Below are 18,883 nucleotides of genomic sequence, written 5' to 3' on the forward strand. Positions count from 1 at the left end.
TCAGAAAGGCCGTGTGGACGTCGTCGTCACCGGTAGTCAGAGTCTACAAGGCAGTTTCTACAACCGGTAGAAAAAAGTTCAACAATCTTCGCGACCCTCGGCCAGGTCCCCGCCGAGCAGATACCCGTCCACCGCCTGATCCACGCAGCTGTTGCCTGACCGGTACGCCAGGTGCCCTTCGCCTTCGCGGATGATCAGCGCAGACTGCGGCACCTGCTCGTGCATGTTCTCCGCCCATTCCACCGGGGTGGCAGGGTCTCCGGTGGTGCCGATCATCAGCAGCTCGTCGACCTCGCTGAGCTCAGGGTCCCAGGGTTCCGTCACGTTCTGAACGGGCCATTCCTCGCAGACAACGGCCCTGTGCCCGAGGTAGGGCCCGAAGGTGGGGGCTTCTTCGGAGACCTCTTCGAACTCGGCCTCGATCTGATCGGGGTCCTGCGGCATCGGATAGTCCAGGCACATCACTGCGGTGAATACGAAGCTGTTGATCCATCCGTAGCTGCCGTCGGGGCTCCGCCCGGACTGCAGGTCCGCGAAGTACTGAAAGCTGGTGAAGTCCTGCTGCACCAGGGCCATGGTCAGCGCCTCGGAGAGCAGCGGCCAGCTCGCGCGGCTGTACATCGGGGTGATGAAGCCGCTCACCAGGGTGGAGACATTGATGGTCCGTCCGTCCGCGCCCTGCGCCGGGTTCTCGGCGACTCCGGCGAAGAGCTCCTGCACGCCGTCGACCACCTCATCCACGGTGTCTCCGGCCGGGCAGGTCGCCTGCTCGGTGCACCACTGCGCATAGTTCTCCAGCGCCACCTCGAAGCCGAGCGCCTGCCCCTTATTCAGCTCGTGGGCATCGATCGAGACGTCGAGCATCCCGTCCAGGACGAAGCGCCCCACCCGCTCACCGTAGTGCTCGGCGTAGGTCATCCCCAGCTTGGTACCGTAGGAGAAGCCCAGGTAGTTCAGCTCGTCCTGACCCAGCACGGCGCGGATAACGTCCATGTCCCGGACCGCCGAGAGCGTGTCCACGTGTCCCAGCAGAGCGCCGCTCTCGGACTCGCACCGTGCCGCCAGCTCGGCGGCCGATTCGCGGGCCTCCGCGTATGAGGACTCGGCGTCGAGCTGTTCGTCGGAGACCTGCTCGCGGTACTCGTCCATCTCGGCGTCGTCCAGGCAGTTCACCGGCGCTGACCGGTGCACCCCGCGCGGGTCGAAACCGATGATGTTGTAGTGCTCGACGAGCTCCTCGCTGAACGCGATCGCGAGCGAGTCGGCGACCGCATCATAGCCGGAGGAGCCGGGTCCGCCGGGATTGGTGAGCAGATATTCGGCCTGGTCTCCGCCGGACTGGGAGCTGATGATCCGGATCTCGAGATCCGTTTGTGCCCCCGGATCGGCCCAGTCCATCGGCACCGTGACATCGGCGCACATCATGGTCTCCTCGCAGGAGGTCCAATCGATGTCCTGCTCGTAATACTCGGTGTAGTCCTCGGCCGCGCCGGCCAGTTCGCCCGCCGGCACCGAGGTGGCAGTCATCGGCTCCGCCTCAGCGTCTGCCGCGCCGGAATCCTCGTCCCCACCGGCGTTCACGCAGCCCGAGAGCAGCAGCGCGGCAGCGGCGGCGAGGCTGATCAGCCGAAGCCTGCGGGGAGGGAGACCAATCTCAGGCATGGGACCTCCCGGGTAGGAACTGCATCATCAACGCCTCCACGGCCAGCAGCGGGGGGACATTCTGGGTGATCCGGGTCCGGGCTGCGTTGATCGCGTCGAGCCCGGCCAGGGTCTGCTCGGCGCTGAGCGATTCCGCGTATCGCTTCAGCTCCTCACGCAGATGCTCGTTGATCAGCTCCGCATGGGTCTCCAGCTTCAGGCTCAGCACATCTCGGAAGACCGCGGTGAGGTCGATCAGCGCCCGGTCCAGGGAATCGGCGACGGCGCGCTTGGCCCGCCGGGTGTTCTCCTCCTCCAGCTTCTTGAACTGGCTGCGCAGCTTGGGCGGGATCTTCTCCTCGGCCTCAAGCCCCAGTGACCGACGCAGCGAGGCCTGCTCGGCCTCCAGCCGCGCCTCCGCAGTGCTGGCAGCATCCGCCTGGGTCATCTCCACCAGAGACCCCGCGGCCTTGATCGCGGCCGAGGAAGAGGTCAGCCGCAGCGGCAGGGTGACCACCTGCTCGCGCCTGCTCCGTGCCTCCGGGTCCCGGGCCAGCCGGCGCGCGACCCCGATGTGGTTCTGCGAGACCCGCGCGGCGAACTGCGCCTGCTCCTCGTTGAGCCCGTCCCGGCTGGTCAGGAGCTGCGCCACCGCGGCGGTGGGCGGGATCCGCAGGCTCACCAGCCGGCAGCGCGAGCGGATGGTGACCAGCACGTCCGCCGGACTCGGGGCGCACAGCACCCAGAGCGTATGCGGCGGCGGCTCCTCGATCGCCTTGAGCAGCACATTGGTGGCCCGTTCGGTCATCCGGTCCGCGTCCTCGACCACGATCACGCGCCAGCGTGCACCCTGGGGCTTCTCCTGCGCGGTGGTGATCAGCTGGCGGACATCGTCGATCTTGTAGGTCACGTTCTCGGTGGAGACCAGCTTCACCGAGGGATGGCTCTCCGCGGCCACCAGCCGGCAGGACCGGCATTCGCCGCAGCCGCGGGCCGCCGGCTCGTCCTGGTCACAGTTCAGGGCGGCGGCGAAGGCGCGTGCGGCGTTGGACCGTCCCGAGCCTGGGGGACCGGTGAACAGCCACGCATGTGCGGGGGTGCCTGACCCTGCGGCGCGACGAAGCTGTTCGACGACGGCATCCTGGCCGACCAGCTCGGTATAGACGCTCATGGGCTCAACAGCTCCTGGACCCGGGACCGGATCGCGGCCTGCAGCTCCTGCGCGGAACCAGACGCGTCGAGCACCAGATATCGCTCGGGCGCGGCGTCCGCGCGGGCGAGGAAGGCGTGGCGCAGCCGGTCATGGAAGGCGTCCTCGGCGGACTCGATCCGGTCCGAGTGTCCCGCGCGGCCCTCCCGCCTGGCACGCGCGATGGCCGGATCGATGTCCAGCACCACGGTGAGATCCGGCTGCAGCCCGCCGGTGGCGAAGGCGTTGATCTCAGCGACGGCCGCTGTCCCGAGCTCGCGTCCCACACCCTGGTAGGCCACCGAGGAATCCACATAGCGGTCGCAGAGCACGAAGCGGCCGCCCTCGAGTGCGGGCTCGATCCGCTGGACCACATGGGCGGCGCGGGAGGCCGCGAAGAGCAGCGCCTCGGTGCGCGGATCGACCTCGCCCTGATCATGTTCGAGCACCAGCGAGCGGATGCGCTCGCCGATCACGGTTCCGCCGGGCTCGCGGGTGCGCTCGTAGGGCACCGACCGATCCTCGAACCAGGACTCGAGCAGGTCCAGCTGCGTGGTCTTGCCGGCGCCGTCGCCGCCTTCGAAGGCGACGAAGCCTCCGCGTCTGAGATGGGTCACGCTCCCAGCCTACCCAGCCCCGGTGACACGGACATGACACCGGGAGCCCGGGCAGCGGCGGGCGGCCCACCCAATCCCGGACACCTGCTGGGGTACCGTGACAGTGTGAACCAGCACGAACGCACCTTTGTGGTCAGTGCGGGCCGCGGCCCCCACGGTCCGAACCAGCCCGTCAACATGCCGGTGGACTTCACCTCCACGTATTCCTACCGGCCAGGCGTCCACGCCTCCTTGGACTACGCGCGGGAGGGGATGCCCTCCTGGTCCCCGCTGGAGGAGCTGCTGGCTCAGCTCGAGGCGGGCACCCGCACCACCTCCCAGTCCCAGGGTCAGGTCACCACGGCCGAGGAGCATCCGGTCCAGGTGCTGCCAGGTCTGCTGTTCTCCTCCGGGATGGCCGCCATCTCCGCCGTCGTGCATCTGCTGCCACCCGGAGGCCACCTGATCATGCCGCGGCACAGCTACATGGGATTCTCCGCGCTGGCCCAGCAGATGGCGGACCAGGGTCTGCTCACGCTGCACCGGGTGGACATCGCCGACACCGCGCAGGTCTCCAGCACGCTGCACGACGTCTCCACCCTGGCTGGCGCCCAGGACGCTCGCGTCATGCTGTGGATCGAATCCCCGACCAACCCGATGCTGGAGATCGCGGACCTTCCCGCGCTGCTGGCCGCGGCAAAGCAGCGCGGGGTGCTCACTGCGGTGGACAACACCTTCGCGACACCGCTGCGCCAGCGCCCGCTCCAACACGGCGCCGACGTCGTGGTCCACTCGGTCACCAAGTTCCTCTCCGGACACTCCGACCTCATCATGGGCGCCGCGATCACCGGTGACCCCGAGATCCATCAGCGGCTGCACCAGCACCGCACCCTCCACGGCGCGATCCCGGGCCCGATGGAGGTCTTCCTCGCCCTGCGCGGCGTGCGCACCCTCGCGGTGCGCCTGGACGCCGCGGAGTCCAACGCCGGCGAGCTCTCCCGCCGGCTGGATCAGCTCAGCCGGGATGCCGGGCTGCCGCTGCGCAAGGTCAACTACCCCGGCCTGGCCGCGCACCCGCAGCATCAGCGCGCCGCAGAGCAGCTCGGCGGGTTCGGCGCGATCCTGACCATCGAGCTCGACGCCGACCAGCCCGGTTCCGCCGACGCCTGGGATTCAGCACAGCCCGGTTCCGGAGAGCCCCAGCCGGGACAGCCCGATTCGGGCCAGCGCATCACAAGTCAGCGCAGCGAGGCCGAGGTGGCCGACGCGGTGCTCAGCGCACTGCAGCTCTGGACCCCGGCCACCAGCCTGGGCGGCGTGGAGTCCCTCGCCGAGCGCCGTCGTCGTCATCCGGGTGAACCGTCCTCGGTCCCGGACGGGCTGATCCGGCTCTCGGTGGGCATCGAGGACGTCGAGGATCTCTTCGCAGATCTGCTCAACGCGTTGCGCGCCGCCGCAGCCGGGGAGCCCATCCGATAACATCGGGGTATGCAGTCTCCCCTCTCTGATATCTGGATCTTCGTCCTGCAGACCGAAGCCTGGATGCACCTCGCCTTCGCACTGGTCTGCCTCGGGCTCGCCATCGTGGCACTGGTCAAGTGCATCCCCAAGAACGCGCAGCGGTTCGACATCGCCTTCAAGCGGACCAAGGGCTTCTGGCTGGGCATGACCGGCGGCGCCGTCGTCCTGGCTCTGCTCGGCGCTGCGGGAGCCGGTCCCTTCGGCCTGATCTTCCCGGTGGCCGCGGCCTGCATGGCGATGGTCTACCTGACCGACGTGAACCCCGAAGTCTCCGACTGACCGCACCCTGCGCTGATTTCCACGTTCGACTCCGAAAGGGAGACACACTCCTATGGCCTATGACCTGATCCTGCTCCGCCACGGGCAGAGCGACTGGAACGAGAAGAACCTCTTCACCGGGTGGGTGGATGTGCCGCTGACCGCCCTGGGCCGTGAAGAGGCCGCACGCGGCGGTGAGCTGCTCAAGGAGCACCAGCTGCTCCCCGACGTGGTCCACACCTCGCTGCTGCAGCGCGCCATCACCACCTGCCACCTGGCGCTGGAGACCGCAGACCGGCTATGGATCCCGGTGAAGCGCGACTGGCGGCTCAACGAGCGCCACTACGGCGCGCTCCAGGGCAAGGACAAGGCCGAGACGCTGGCGCAGTACGGCGAAGAGCAGTTCATGATGTGGCGCCGCTCCTATGACACCCCTCCGCCGGAGATCGCCGCCGACGACGAGTTCTCCCAGCTGGGGGATCCGCGCTACGCCGACCTCGGCGACTCCGCGCCGCGCACCGAGTGCCTCAAGGACGTCGTGGATCGGATGCTGCCCTACTGGGAGTCCGCCGTGATCCCGGATCTGCGCGAGAACAAGACCGTGCTGCTCGCAGCCCACGGCAACTCGCTGCGCGCCCTGGTGAAGTACCTCGACGGAATCTCCGACGAGGACATCGCCGGACTCAACATCCCCACCGGGATCCCGCTGCACTACCAGCTCGACGACGATCTCAAGCCGCTGAACCCCGGCGGCACCTACCTCGACCCCGAGGCCGCCAAGGACGCGATCAAGGCCGTGGCGAACCAGGGCAAGAAGTAGTCCGCACAGCGAAAGAGACCCCTCAGACATCATGCGATGTCTGAGGGGTCTCTTCGTGGGTCATCCGATGCTCACGCGCCATCGATCGGCCGGCCTGCGGCGGAATGGGCGCCTGAGAGTGGCGTGATCACGCCGCAGAGTGCCCGATGCATGGTGGTGGATGTGCCTGGGGAAGGCCGTCCCACCAGCAGGCTCAGTGTTCGCGGGTGTCCCAGGCGCCGGTGACCAGATAGTCGACCTTGTTCGCCACCGAGACCCCGTGGTCCCCGAATCGTTCGAAGAACCGGCTCACCAGGGTGGAGTCCACGCTGGTCGCCGCACTCTGCTGCCAGTCATCGGCGGCGACGATGGTGAACACCGAGGCGTGCAGGTCGTTGAGCTGTTCGTTCAGCGCGTGGATCTCCGCGACCAGGTGCAGCTCGCGGGTCTCCAGCAGCGTGATCAGCCGCGACGAGATCTCGGTGCTCAGCTTGGCCATCTTGTCGAAGACCGAGTGCAGCGAGTCCGGGGCCACCCGGTCCGGGTAGCGCATCCGGGCGAGCTGGGCGATATGCCGCGCCAGATCGCCCATGCGCTCCAGCGAGGTGCTCATCCGCAGCGCGCCCACGATCATCCGCAGGTCTGAGGCCACCGGACCCTGCAGCGCGAGCAGCTCGATGGCCTTCTCGTCGAGCTCCACCTGCAGCCGGTCGATCTGGGCATCGGCGGCGATGACCTCCTCCGCCAGCTGGAGATCGGTGGTGTCGAAGGCGGTGTAGGCCTTCTCCATCGCCGTATGGACCAATGATGTGATCTGTATCAGCTGCTCACCAAGGTTGATGAGGTCTGCCTGAAAGAGCTTTCGCACGTGTTCGCGTTCCTTTCCCGCCGTGGAGTATCCCGACAGTGAATCCTTGCTGGCGCAGATGAACGCCAGCGAAGTCAGCAGTCGACGCGAAGGTGAACGCTGGCTGAACCCTGGGCGCTGGTCCGGGCTTATGGTGCCCCTCACCGGGAGTCGGGCCTAAGCTGTAGGACGTGGATCACCTGCTCATCGCCGCACTGTCCGGCGTCGTCGGCCTGGCACTGGGCGTTGTCGGCATGTATGCCTTCCGCGTCAGTGAGAAGCAGCGTGCCGCCGGCATCGATGTGGACGAACCCTCGATGCCCGCCGGCGCCACCGAGGTGCTCGCCTCGCTCGGGCTGGCCTATATCGTGGTGGACACCGTCGACGGGGTGGTGCGCGCCAACCCGGCCGCCTACGCCTTCGGCCTGGTCCGCGGCCATACTGTGGTCCACCAGCAGCTGCTGAACCTCACCGCCCGGGTCCGCGGGGACGGGGTGATCATCGATCAGGAGCATGAGCTGGCCCGTGGGCTGCAGGGGGAGACCTCACTGGTCGTGCACCTGCGCGTGGCGCCGCTGGGGGATGAGTACATCCTGGTCCTCGCCGATGACCGCACGGAGTTCTCCCGCATCGAGGCTGTGCGAAATGACTTCGTCGCCAACGTCTCCCACGAGCTGAAGACCCCGGTCGGGGCGATCTCGCTGCTGGCCGAGACCATCGAGGACGCCGCCGACGACGACGTCGCCGTTCGCCGCTTCACCCAGCGCCTGCACAAGGAATCCCGCCGGCTCGCGGCGCTGGTCCAAGACATCATCGAGCTCTCCCGGGTGCAGGGCAAGAACGTGGTCCACGCCGGCCGGCCGGTGGACCTCGAAGACGTCATCGCCGACGCCGCGGACCGCTCTCGGCTGCCCGCGGAGTCCAAGAACATCGAGCTGAAGATCGGTGGTGCGCTTCCGCACCGGGTCCACGGCGACGCCGACCAGCTGGCGATGGCGTTCCGGAACCTGATCGACAACGCCGTGCGCTACTCCCCGGAATCCACCCGGGTCGGCATCGGGCTCTCCAGCCGCGACGGGATCGCCCAGGTCACCATCACCGACCAGGGGATCGGAATCGCAAGGGAGGACCAGGAGCGGATCTTCGAACGCTTCTACCGGGTCGACGCCGCCCGCTCCCGCCAGACCGGAGGCACCGGCCTGGGCCTGAGCATCGTCAAGCATGTGATCACCAACCACGGCGGCGAGGTCGCGCTGTGGTCCCAGCAGGGGAGGGGCTCCACCTTCACGGTGCGCCTGCCCGAGCTCGACGAGAGCCTCGACACCCTTGAAGGGCTCGGCCGGGGTGCGGCCGGGCTTGGCCAAGCATCAGTTCGCACCGCCCCACATGGTGCTGCATCGCGTCACAGTGCAGCGAACCCGGCACCCACCAGGGCCGGCGAAGGAGGAAACGCGTGACCAGAATTCTGCTCGTCGAGGATGAGCCCTCATTCTCAGAAGCACTGTCCTATGCCCTCGAGAAGGAGGGGTACGACGTCGTCGTCGCGGAGAACGGCCTCGACGCCGTCGAGATATTCACCCGTGAAGGAGCAGATCTGGTCCTGCTGGACCTGATGCTCCCCGGGCAGTCCGGCACCGAGGTGTGCCGCCAGATCCGGCTGCAGTCCAATGTTCCGGTGATCATGCTCACGGCCAAGGACTCCGAGATCGACAAGGTCGTGGGCCTGGAGCTCGGCGCCGATGACTACGTCACCAAGCCCTACTCCTCCCGGGAGCTGCTCGCCCGAGTCCGAGCGGTGCTGCGCCGGCGGGTCGAGACCGAGGTGGACGACGGCTCGATGGTCATCGCGGGACCGGTCAGCATGGACATCGAACGCCACACCGTGGAGGTCAAGGGCGCACCGCTGAGCCTGCCGCTGAAGGAGTTCGAGCTGCTGGAGATGCTGCTGCGCAACGCCGGGCGGGTGCTCACCCGGGGCCAGCTCATCGATCGGGTCTGGGGATCGGACTATGTCGGAGACACCAAGACCCTCGACGTCCACGTCAAGCGACTCCGCGCCAAGATCGAACCCGACCCGTCACGCCCGGAGTTCCTGATCACCGTCCGCGGGCTGGGCTACAAATTTGAGTCCTGAACCGGGTCGGTAGACTGGCCCAGGTCCCCGAAGCGTCGTCCCCCTCACAGGAGTGTGCATGAGCACCGTCAGCGATTCCGCAGCGCAGAACACCACCGCGGCTGCCCCCGGCGCCTCCGGCACCTCCGGCGCCGCCTCGCGCCAGCCGATCCGGCGCGCCCTGATCTCGGTCTATGACAAGACCGGGCTGGAGGACCTCGCCGCGGGACTGCACGCCGCCGGCGTCGAGATCGTCTCCACCGGCTCCACCGCCAAGCGCATCGCTGCCGCCGGGGTCCCTGTCATCGAGGTCTCCGAGGTCACCGGCTTCGCGGAGTGCCTGGACGGCCGGGTGAAGACCCTGCACCCCCGGGTGCACGCCGGCATCCTGGCGGACCGTCGCCGCGAAGACCACCGGGCCCAGCTCGAGGAGCTTCAGATCGAACCCTTCGACCTGGTCGTGGTGAACCTCTACCCCTTCGCCGACACCGTCGCCTCCGGCGCCGCGGAGGACCAGATCGTCGAACAGATCGACATCGGCGGACCCTCCATGGTCCGCGCCGCCGCCAAGAACCACGCCTCCGTCGCTGTGGTGGTCGATCCGCTGCGCTATCACGACATCATCTCCGCGGCCTCCGCCGGAGGCTTCACGCTCACCGCCCGGCAGCGCCTGGCCGCCCTGGCCTTCGCCCACACGGCCGCCTACGACACCGCCGTGGCGCGCTGGACCTCCCAGCAGTTCGACGACGACTTCGACGCCGCCTCGGTGCCCGCCTCGCCGCTGAGCCGCACCGAGAAGAAGCTGAACTTCCCGCCCTACGCCGGGCTCGCGCTGCAGCGCCTGGACACCCTGCGCTACGGCGAGAACGCGCACCAGCCCGCCGCACTGTATGCCGACTCCAGCGCCCGCCCCGGCCTGGCCCAGGCCCAGACGCTGCACGGCAAGGCGATGAGCTACAACAACTATGTCGACGCCGACGCCGCAGTGCGCACCGCCTTCGACTTCGCCCAGCCCGCCGTGGCGATCATCAAGCACGCCAACCCCTGCGGTGTGGCCGTGGGCGCCACCGTGGCCGAGGCCCACCGCACCGCCCACGCCTGCGACCCGCTCTCGGCCTTCGGCGGTGTCATCGCCGCCAACCGCACCGTCACCGCGGAGATGGCCAAGACCGTCTCGGAGATCTTCACCGAAGTCGTCGTCGCCCCGGCCTTCGAGGAGGAGGCGCTGGCGATCCTGACCAGGAAGAAGAACATCCGGCTGCTGCGCCTGCCCGAAGGCCACCGGCGCGACCGGGTGGAATACAAGCAGATCTCCGGAGGCATGCTGCTCCAGGCCTCCGACGCGGTCGACGCCGAGGGTGACACCACCTCCGGCTGGAAGCTGGTCTCCGGGGAAGCCGCCGACGTCGACATGCTCGCCGACCTCGACTTCGCCTGGCGGGCGATCCGCTCGGTGAAGTCCAACGCGATCCTGCTGGCGAAGAACCAGGCCACCGTGGGGATCGGCATGGGTCAGGTCAACCGGCTCGACTCCTGCCGGCTCGCTGTGCAGCGCGCGAACACGCTCGCCGGTGACGGGGTGGAGCGGGCCCGCGGGTCCGTCGCGGCCTCCGACGCCTTCTTCCCCTTCGCCGACGGGCTGCAGAGCCTGATCGCCGCCGGGGTGCGCGCGGTCGTGCAGCCCGGCGGGTCCCAGCGCGACGAGGAGGTCGTCTCCGCAGCCCGCGACGCCGGCCTGACCATGTACCTCACCGGAACGCGCCACTTCTTCCACTGATCGACCACCACCACTGACCAGATCTGCAGCCGCGGACCTCACCCCGTCCACACCCGCGGATCCGGTCGCCCCTACGCCTGCTCGGCACCCTTGAAAGGGTGGAACCCGTGAACGAACTGCTTGACGAGCTGGAAGACATGATCCGTGAGGAGCGCCTCACGGAGCTGCGCTCCGCCCTGGACGAGCTCAACGTGGGTGACATCGTCGACTTCCTGGAACGCCTCGGCGTCAAGAACCGCGCGGTGGCCTTCCGGCTGCTCTCCAAGGGCGTCGCCGTCGAAGCCTTCGACCTGCTGGACCAGTCGCTGCAGGGCGAGATCATCGAGGGCCTCAAGGACGTCGAGGTCGCGCACTACTTCGAGTCCCTGGACCCCGATGACCGAGTCCGGCTCATGGACGAGATGCCGGCTTCGATCGCCCGCCGGATGATGCGCCACCTGGACCCGCGTGAGCGCAGCCTGACCAACATCGTGCTCGGCTACCCCAGCGGCACCATCGGGCGCCAGATGAGCCCCGAGTTCGTCGCGATCCCCGAGCACTGGACCGTCGCCGAGGCGATGGACAAGGTCAGCAAGGCCGGTGAGGACGCGGAGACGCTCTACACCCTGCCCGTGGTGGACCCCGGTCGGCTGCTGCAGGGCGTGGTCTCGCTGCGCGACCTGGTCAGCAACAGCGGCGAGACACTCATCGCGGAGCTGATGCGCGAGGCAGATTCGGTGGACGCCGACCACGACGCCGAGGACGCCGCTCGCATGTGCGCCGACCGCAAGCACCTCGCCGTGCCGGTCACCGACTCCGAGCACCGGGTGGTCGGGATCTTCACGGTCGACGACGCACTCGACATCCTCGAGCGCGCCGAATCCGAGGACGCCGCCCGCCACGGTGGCGCCGAGCCGCTGAACCGGCCCTACCTCTCCACCCCGGTGCTGCAGATCATGCGCTCCCGCGTGGTGTGGCTGCTGGTGCTGGCTCTGGGTGCCGCGCTCACCGTCCAGGTGCTCGACGTCTTCGAGGGCACCATCGAATCCATGGTGGTGCTCAGCCTGTTCGTGCCGCTGCTGATCGGCACCGGAGGCAACACCGGCAACCAGGCAGCGACCACGGTCGTCCGCGCGCTGGCGCTGGGCGACGTGGGCACCCGAGACGTGTTCAAGGTGCTCTGGCGCGAGGTGCGGGTGGGCATCACCCTGGGTGCCACGCTCGGCGTGCTGGGCTTCCTGGTCGCCGGACTTTTCTACGGCTGGGACATCGGCACCGTGATCGGGCTGACCCTGCTCTCCATCTGCACCCTGGCCGCCTCGGTGGGCGGGCTGATGCCGCTGCTGGGCAAGAAGCTCGGCGCCGACCCGGCAGTCTTCGCCAACCCGTTCATCTCGACCTTCGTGGATGCCACCGGACTCATCGTGTACTTCATGATCGCCCGCACCGTGCTGGGAATCTGAGTGCCCGGGCCAGCCGGAGCATCTGGGGTAGATTTGTGATCAGGGAAACAACATATAACCGAACTTGAGGAGATCCATGCCGACGGCAAAGATCATCTATACCAACACCGACGAAGCGCCGATGCTGGCCACGTTCTCCCTCAAACCCATCGTGGAGGGCTTCGCCGCCCCCGCCGGGGTTGAGGTCGAGACCCGCGACATCTCACTGGCCGGCCGCATCATCTCTGCGTTCCCCGAGTATCTCCGTGAGGACCAGCGCGAGAGCGACTCCCTCGCCGAGCTCGGCGCCCTGGCGAAGACCCCAGAAGCCAACATCGTGAAGCTGCCGAACATCTCCGCCTCGGGACCCCAGCTCAAGGCCGCCATCGCCGAGCTGCAGTCCGCCGGATATGCCCTGCCCGACTACCCCGAGTCACCGTCCACCGATGAGGAGCGCGACGTGCGCGCCCGCTACGGCAAGGTCCAGGGCTCCGCGGTGAACCCGGTGCTTCGCGAAGGCAACTCGGACCGCCGCGCCCCCGCTTCGGTGAAGAACTACGTGCGCGCCAACCCGCACTCCATGGGCGACTGGAGCGCAGACTCCAAGACCAACGTGGCCACCATGGACTCTGGCGACTTCGCCGCCAACGAGCAGTCAGTGGTGCTCGACGTCGAGGACACGCTCACCATCACCCACGTCTCCACCGACGGCACCTCCACCGTGCTCAAGGAGTCCCTCCCGGTCAAGGCCGGAGAGGTCGTCGACGCCACCGTGATGCGCGCCGCCGAGCTCGACGCGTTCCTCACCGCCCAGGTGGCCCGCGCCAAGGAAGAGGATGTGCTCTTCTCGGCCCACCTGAAGGCCACGATGATGAAGGTCTCGGACCCGATCATCTTCGGACACATCGTGCGGGCCTTCCTCCCGACGGTCTTCGAGAAGCACGGGGCGACCCTCGCCGAGGCCGGACTCTCCGCCAATGACGGACTGGCCTCCATCCTCGCCGGCGCCGAGAAGCTCGGCGAGGCGGGCGACGCCATCAAGGCCGAGATCACCCAGGGCCTGGCCGACGGCCCCCGGATGTCGATGGTCGATGACTCCAAGGGCATCACCAACCTGCACGCACCCTCCGACGTCATCGTGGACGCCTCCATGCCCGCGATGATCCGCAACGGCGGCAAGGCCTGGGGCCCCACCGGAGAGACCGACGACACCCTCGCGATCATCCCCGACTCCTCCTACGCCGGGGTCTACCAGGCGGTCATCGAAGACTGCCGCGCCCACGGCGCCTACGACCCGACCACCATCGGCACCGTGCCCAACATCGGACTGATGGCGCAGAAGGCCGAGGAGTACGGCTCCCACGACAAGACCTTCGAGATCGATGCCGCCGGCACCGTGCAGGTCACCAACGCCGCCGGCGACGTGCTGCTCGAGCACGAGGTCTCCGCAGGAGACATCTGGCGCGCCTGCCAGACCAAGGACGCCCCCATCCAGGACTGGGTGAAGCTCGCCGTGACCCGGGCCCGCGAATTCGGCACCCCCGCGGTGTTCTGGCTCGATGACAAGCGCGCCCACGACCGCACCATGATCGAGAAGGTCAACCACGCCCTGGCCCAGCTGGACACCGACGGGCTCGAGATCAAGATCCTCGACCCGGTGGCGGCCACGAAGTACACCGTGGAGCGGCTGCGCCGCGGCGAGGACACCATCTCGGTGACCGGCAACGTGCTGCGCGACTACCTCACCGACCTGTTCCCGATCCTGGAGCTGGGAACCTCGGCGAAGATGCTCTCCATCGTGCCGCTGATGGCAGGCGGCGGACTCTTCGAGACCGGCGCCGGCGGCTCCGCGCCGAAGCATGTCCAGCAGCTGGCCGAGCAGAACTACCTGCGCTGGGACTCCCTGGGTGAGTTCTTCGCCCTGGTGCCCTCGCTGGAGAAGTACGCCGAGCAGGCCCAGGCCCCCAAGGCCAAGGTCCTCGCCTCCGCGCTGGACCGCGCCACGGCCACCTTCCTGATGGAGAACCGCTCGCCGGGACGCAAGCTCGGCACCATCGACAACCGCGGCTCGCACTTCTACCTGGCCATGTACTGGGCCCAGGAGCTGGCCGCGCAGACCGAGGACACCGAGCTGGCTCAGCGCTTCACCTCCGTGGCGGATGCGCTGACCTCGAACGAGGAGCAGATCCTGAGCGAGCTCAACGGAGTCCAGGGCGAACCGGTGGATCTGGGCGGCTACTACCGCCCCGATGAGGCCAAGGCCTTCGCCGCAATGCGCCCCTCGGCGACCCTGAACAGCATCATCGACGGCCTCAAGGCCTGAGATGACGCGGCTCCACGTCCGGCCCGAGGCCGACGCTGCGCTCCGCGAGGGGCTGCGGCAGCAGGGCGCCGTCCTCGTCGGTGAGGATGAACAGCCCGAGGGCATCATCGTCACCGGGATGTTCAAGACGCTGAACCTCGCCGAGGTGCTCGAGGCCAATCCCCAGGTGCGCTGGGTGCAGCTGCCCAGCGCCGGCATCGAGCTCTACGCGGAGATCCTCACCCAGTTCCCAGAACTGACCTGGACCTCCGCGAAGGGCTCCTACGCCAAACCGGTCGGGGAGCATGCGCTGGCGCTGACCCTCGCGGCGCTGCGCGGACTCAAGGCCCGGGCCCTGGCGAACAGCTGGGGCACCGAGGGCGGGATCTCGCTGAACGGGCTGCGCTGCGTCGTCGTCGGCGGAGGTGGGGTCGCGGCGGAGATCGTCCGGCTCTACAAGGCCTTCGACACCCACGTCACCGTCGTCCGGCGCACCGCCGAACCGGTGGAGCACGCCGATGTCACCGTCGCCTTCGAGGGTCTCGATGAGGCGCTGGACGGGGCCGAAGTGGTGGCGCTGGCAGCAGCGGCCACTCCTGCCACCCGGCACCTGCTCAACGCCGACCGGCTGGCGCTGCTGGCCGACGGCGCGGTGGTCGCCAACGTGGGCCGCGGCAGCCTGGTGGACCAGACAGCGCTCGTCGAGGCGCTGAGCACCGGAGCCCTGCGCGGCGCCGGTCTCGACGTCACCGAGCCGGAGCCGCTTCCCGAGACCGACCCGCTCTGGTCGCTCCAGAACTGCCTGATCACCCCGCACACCGCGGACACCACGGAGATGGTGGTGCCGCTGCTGCGGGAGCGGATCCTGGCGAACCACCGCCGCTTCCATGCCGGCGAACCGATGCTGGGCCTGGTGGATCCTGCCCAGGGATACTGAGGACACCCCCAGCCCGCACCACCAGGTCGACCTTCACCACCAGTACTGCCTTCACGCCCAGCACGACCCGACCCCCTTCGGATCCCAGGAGTAATCTTCATGGCACATGTGCTCACCGTCAGCGGACACACGCCCCAGATCGGTGAGGGCGTGTTCCTGGCCCCCACCGCCGCGATCACCGGGGAGGTGACCATGGCGAAGGACTCCTCGGCCTTCTACGGCGTCTCGGTCCGCGGCGATTCGGCGGCGATCTCGGTGGGGGAGGGCACCAACCTGCAGGACAACGCGGTGCTCCATGCCGATCCCGGTCACCCGTGCACCCTGGGTGCCGGGATCTCCGTCGGGCACTCCGCAGTGGTCCACGGCTGCACCGTGGGAGACGGCTCGCTGATCGGGATGAGTGCGACCATCATGAACGGCGCCGTCATCGGCGAGCAGAGCCTCATCGCTGCCGGGGCCGTGGTGCTCGAGGGCACCGAGGTTCCGCCGCGGTCCCTGGTCGCCGGCGTTCCCGCCAAGGTCCGGCGCGAGCTCACCGAGGAGGAGATCGCCGGGCTGCGCAGCAACGCCGAGGTCTACCTGGGTCACAAGGACGCCCACCGCGCCGCCCAGGGCACTGTCATCGAGGGTTAGCGCAGGGAACTCTCGACGCCCCGGGTCAGTAAGATTCCGAGGTAACAGTTCTCTTACGTCCAGGTGGTCACCAGGGCACTCTCAGTAACCTTCAGTCAAGGACACGAGACGAGAGGCAGTCACACATGACCATCTACGGGTTCCACGCATCACAGGAACAGATCGCCCCCTCCCAGCTGCTGCGCGACGTCCAGCACGCCGAGACGGTCGGATTCCAGGCCGCCATGAGCTCGGACCACTTCATGCCCTGGTCGCAGCGGCAGGGCCACTCGGGATTCACCCTCTCCTGGCTCGGCGCCGCACTGGCCACCACCGCCTTCCCCATCGGATCGGTGATCGCTCCAGGCCAGCGCTATCACCCCGCCATCGTCGCGCAGGCCACAGCCACCCTGGGTGAGATGTTTCCCGGCAGGTACTGGGCCGCGCTGGGTGCCGGACAGGCGATGAACGAACACGTCACCGGAGAGCTCTGGATGGACAAGGAGACCCGACGACGGCGGCTGCTCGAATGTGCGGACATCATCTCCCGGCTGCACCGCGGTGAGCGCATCATCAGCCACCGCGGCTTCGTCAGCGTGGACGACGCCTACCTCTATGACCGCCCCGAGGAGCCCATCCCGCTCTACGCCACCTGCATCACCCCCGACGCCGCTCGCCTCGCCGCTGTCTGGGCCAAGGGCATGATCACCCTGAACCAGCCCGAGGATGTGCAGAACGAGGTGCTCGCCGCCTACCGCGAAGCCGGCGGGGAAGGGCCCGCCATGCTGCAGATCCACCTCAGCTGGGCGCAGACACGGGAGCAGGCCGAGGCCATCGCCCACGACCAATGGCGCACCAACGTCTTCGGCTCACCGCTGGACCAGGACCTGCCCACCCCGGAACATTTCGACTCCGCCGCCGCGGAGGTCAGCCTGGAGACCGTGGCGAAGGCGGTGTGGATCTCCGAGGAGCCCGGCCAGCTCGCCGAATGGATCGACGCCGCCGTCCAGCCCGGTTTCGACCAGGTCTACCTCCACCATGTGGGCCAGGAGCAGCGACCCTGGCTCGACCTCGCCGGCGAGTCGATCCTCCCCGAACTGAAGGGCGCCTGATGCGCATCACCGACACCGCGGACCTCTGGTACAAGAACGCCGTCATCTACTGCGTGGACCTGGAGACCTACCTGGACTCGGACGGCGACGGGATCGGTGACCTGCCGGGGCTGACCCGGCGGATCGACTACCTCGCCGACATCGGCGTCAGCTGCCTCTGGCTCATGCCCTTCTACCCCTCGCCCCGCCGGGACAACGGCTACGACATCTCTGACATGTTCGGGGTCGATCGGCGCTACGGCGATCACGGGGACTTCGTCGAGCTGGTCCGAGTGGCCCATGACCGTGGGATCCGAGTCATCGTGGACCTGGTCATCAATCACACCTCGGACCAGCACCCATGGTTCCGCAGCTCGCGGGCCTCCAAGGACAGCCCCTACCGAGACTTCTACGTCTGGCGCAGCGACACCCCGCCGGACACCTCCGAGGAGGCGATGTTCCCCGGGCAGGAAGGCGGGATCTGGACCCACGACGAGAAGACCGAGGAGTGGTACCTGCACCACTTCCTGCACACCCAGCCGGACCTGAACACCTCCAATCCGCAGGTCCGCGATGCGATCACCAAGACCATGGGCTTCTGGCTCCAGCTCGGGGTGGACGGCTTCCGGGTGGACGCGGTGCCCTTCGCGATCAACCAGACCACGCTCACCGGGGCAGATCAGCACGACTTCGTGGAACCCCACGACTACCTGCGCACGCTGCGGGCCTTCCTGCAGCGCCGCTCCACCGGAACGAGCTCCGCGATGATCCTCGGCGAGGTGAACCTTCCACACCAGGAACAGCTGGCCTTCTTCGGCGGGGAGGACGGTGACCAGCTCACCATGCAGTTCGACTTCACCGTGAACCAGAAGGCCTTCCTCTCCTTCGCCCGCGAGGACGCTCGGCCCCTCGCCGAAGCCCTGGCGCAGCGGCCGCAGAACCTCCCCACCGAGACCCAGTACGCGAACTTCCTGCGCAACCACGACGAGCTCACCCTGGACCTGCTCAGCGCCGCAGAGCGCGACGAGGTGCTGGACACCTTCGCCCCCGAGGAGAACATGCGATTCGCCGGCCGTGGGCTGCGTCGTCGGCTGCCCGCCATGTTCGACGGTGACCCGCGGCGGATCAAGATGGCCTACTCGCTGCTGTTCTCCCTGCCCGGCACCCCGGTGCTCTTCTACGGCGAGGAGATCGGAATGGGGGAGAACCTCGAAGTGCCCGGACGCGAGGCCGTCCGAACGCCGATGCAGTGGAGTCAGGACAAGAACGGCGGATTCTCCTCGGCCCGCCCCTCGAAGCTCGCACGCAAGGTCGTGGAGGGTCCCTTCGGGCCCGAACACGTCAACGCTGCACAGGCCCGCCGGGACGAGGACTCGCTGCTCCACCATGTCAGCCGTCTGGCCCGACGCTACCGCGACTGCCCCGAGCTGGGCTGGGGTGAGCTGTCGATCCTTCAGCAGCCGCACCACGAAGTGCTCGCGCATCGCATGACCAGCGGCGATCAGTCCATGGTCCTGATCCATAACCTCTCACCGAAGTCCCTCGTGGTGCCGCTGATGCTGGAGGACGAGGAGAAGGACACCGAGCTCATCGACCTGCTTCAGGACGGCGCCTGCGCCATCGATGCCGAACACCGCACCGAAGTCACGCTGGACGGCTATGGCTGCCGGTGGCTGCGGGTGAAGCGCCCCGGGGATCCGCGCCTTCTCTGAGCGCGACGGCGTGGGTGGAGCGCGAGGCGCTACGCTGAAGAGTCCCACCCGCGCCGCGCCCTCGCGC

General features: G+C 68.1%; 16 protein-coding genes. 12 read left to right on the forward strand and 4 right to left on the reverse strand.

The features are described from left to right. Positions 1–78: 78 nt before the first annotated feature. From LTI14_RS10900 to tmk, 3 genes are read right to left on the reverse strand one after another with little or no spacing between them, the layout of a single operon-like run. A complete protein-coding gene (locus tag LTI14_RS10900; protein ID WP_241476530.1) occupies positions 79–1,662 on the reverse strand; it encodes an alpha/beta hydrolase in 1,584 nt (527 codons plus the stop codon). Next, the gene (locus LTI14_RS10905) at positions 1,655–2,812 is read right to left on the reverse strand and encodes a DNA polymerase III subunit delta' (RefSeq protein ID WP_241465221.1); all 1,158 of its coding nucleotides are present in this window, start codon (positions 2,810–2,812) and stop codon (positions 1,655–1,657) included. Before LTI14_RS10905 ends, LTI14_RS10900 begins: the two co-directional genes overlap by 8 nt. Further along, positions 2,809–3,447, reverse strand: coding sequence for a dTMP kinase (tmk, locus tag LTI14_RS10910; protein WP_241476532.1), 639 nt, complete (start codon positions 3,445–3,447; stop codon positions 2,809–2,811). The genes LTI14_RS10905 and tmk overlap by 4 nt, the downstream gene beginning before the upstream one ends. A gap of 105 nt (positions 3,448–3,552) precedes the next feature. On the opposite strand from tmk, the gene LTI14_RS10915 reads away from it, so the two are divergent. From LTI14_RS10915 to LTI14_RS10925, 3 genes are read left to right on the forward strand one after another with little or no spacing between them, the layout of a single operon-like run. Further along, complete coding sequence (locus LTI14_RS10915) at positions 3,553–4,905, forward strand: trans-sulfuration enzyme family protein (RefSeq protein WP_241476534.1); 1,353 nt, start codon at positions 3,553–3,555, stop codon at positions 4,903–4,905. 9 nt (positions 4,906–4,914) lie between these two features. Then, entirely contained in the window at positions 4,915–5,226 is a 312-nt protein-coding gene (locus LTI14_RS10920) for a DUF2516 family protein (protein ID WP_051501343.1), read from the forward strand. 52 nt (positions 5,227–5,278) lie between these two features. Then, entirely contained in the window at positions 5,279–6,025 is a 747-nt protein-coding gene (locus LTI14_RS10925; protein WP_241465218.1) for a phosphoglyceromutase, read from the forward strand. A 193-nt stretch (positions 6,026–6,218) separates the two neighbouring features. Here the strand turns inward: LTI14_RS10925 and phoU are convergent, their stop codons facing one another. After that, on the reverse strand, positions 6,219–6,872 hold the full coding sequence (phoU, locus tag LTI14_RS10930) for a phosphate signaling complex protein PhoU (protein WP_241465217.1): 654 nt from the start codon (positions 6,870–6,872) through the stop codon (positions 6,219–6,221). 170 nt (positions 6,873–7,042) lie between these two features. On the opposite strand from phoU, the gene LTI14_RS10935 reads away from it, so the two are divergent. The 9 genes from LTI14_RS10935 (at position 7,043) to LTI14_RS10975 (ending at position 18,816) form a co-directional block, all read left to right on the forward strand. Then, positions 7,043–8,308, forward strand: a complete 1,266-nt coding sequence (locus LTI14_RS10935) for a sensor histidine kinase (protein WP_241465216.1) — start codon at positions 7,043–7,045, stop codon at positions 8,306–8,308. After that, positions 8,305–8,985 (forward strand): response regulator, encoded by a 681-nt coding sequence (locus LTI14_RS10940; protein ID WP_241465215.1) that lies wholly within the window; start codon positions 8,305–8,307, stop codon positions 8,983–8,985. The genes LTI14_RS10935 and LTI14_RS10940 overlap by 4 nt, the downstream gene beginning before the upstream one ends. Before the next feature lie 58 nt (positions 8,986–9,043). Beyond that, positions 9,044–10,741: a bifunctional phosphoribosylaminoimidazolecarboxamide formyltransferase/IMP cyclohydrolase gene (gene purH / locus LTI14_RS10945; RefSeq protein ID WP_241465214.1), complete on the forward strand. Its 1,698-nt coding sequence runs from the start codon at positions 9,044–9,046 to the stop codon at positions 10,739–10,741. A gap of 107 nt (positions 10,742–10,848) precedes the next feature. Continuing rightward, a complete protein-coding gene (gene mgtE / locus LTI14_RS10950; protein WP_241465213.1) occupies positions 10,849–12,183 on the forward strand; it encodes a magnesium transporter in 1,335 nt (444 codons plus the stop codon). A 76-nt stretch (positions 12,184–12,259) separates the two neighbouring features. Further along, positions 12,260–14,485, forward strand: a complete 2,226-nt coding sequence (locus tag LTI14_RS10955; RefSeq protein WP_241465212.1) for an NADP-dependent isocitrate dehydrogenase — start codon at positions 12,260–12,262, stop codon at positions 14,483–14,485. A 1-nt stretch (position 14,486) separates the two neighbouring features. Next, a complete protein-coding gene (locus LTI14_RS10960) occupies positions 14,487–15,401 on the forward strand; it encodes an NAD(P)-dependent oxidoreductase (RefSeq protein WP_241470422.1) in 915 nt (304 codons plus the stop codon). 99 nt (positions 15,402–15,500) lie between these two features. Further along, positions 15,501–16,034 (forward strand): gamma carbonic anhydrase family protein, encoded by a 534-nt coding sequence (locus tag LTI14_RS10965; RefSeq protein ID WP_241465210.1) that lies wholly within the window; start codon positions 15,501–15,503, stop codon positions 16,032–16,034. 125 nt (positions 16,035–16,159) lie between these two features. After that, positions 16,160–17,125, forward strand: coding sequence for a TIGR03885 family FMN-dependent LLM class oxidoreductase (locus LTI14_RS10970; RefSeq protein ID WP_241465209.1), 966 nt, complete (start codon positions 16,160–16,162; stop codon positions 17,123–17,125). Further along, positions 17,125–18,816 carry an alpha-amylase family protein gene (locus LTI14_RS10975; protein ID WP_241476535.1) on the forward strand — a complete coding sequence of 564 codons (1,692 nt, stop codon included), beginning with the start codon at positions 17,125–17,127 and terminating at the stop codon, positions 18,814–18,816. Before LTI14_RS10970 ends, LTI14_RS10975 begins: the two co-directional genes overlap by 1 nt. Positions 18,817–18,883: the final 67 nt, after the last annotated feature.

Source organism: Nesterenkonia sp. YGD6 (assembly GCF_022565895.1).
In the GTDB taxonomy this organism is placed as follows: domain Bacteria; phylum Actinomycetota; class Actinomycetes; order Actinomycetales; family Micrococcaceae; genus Nesterenkonia.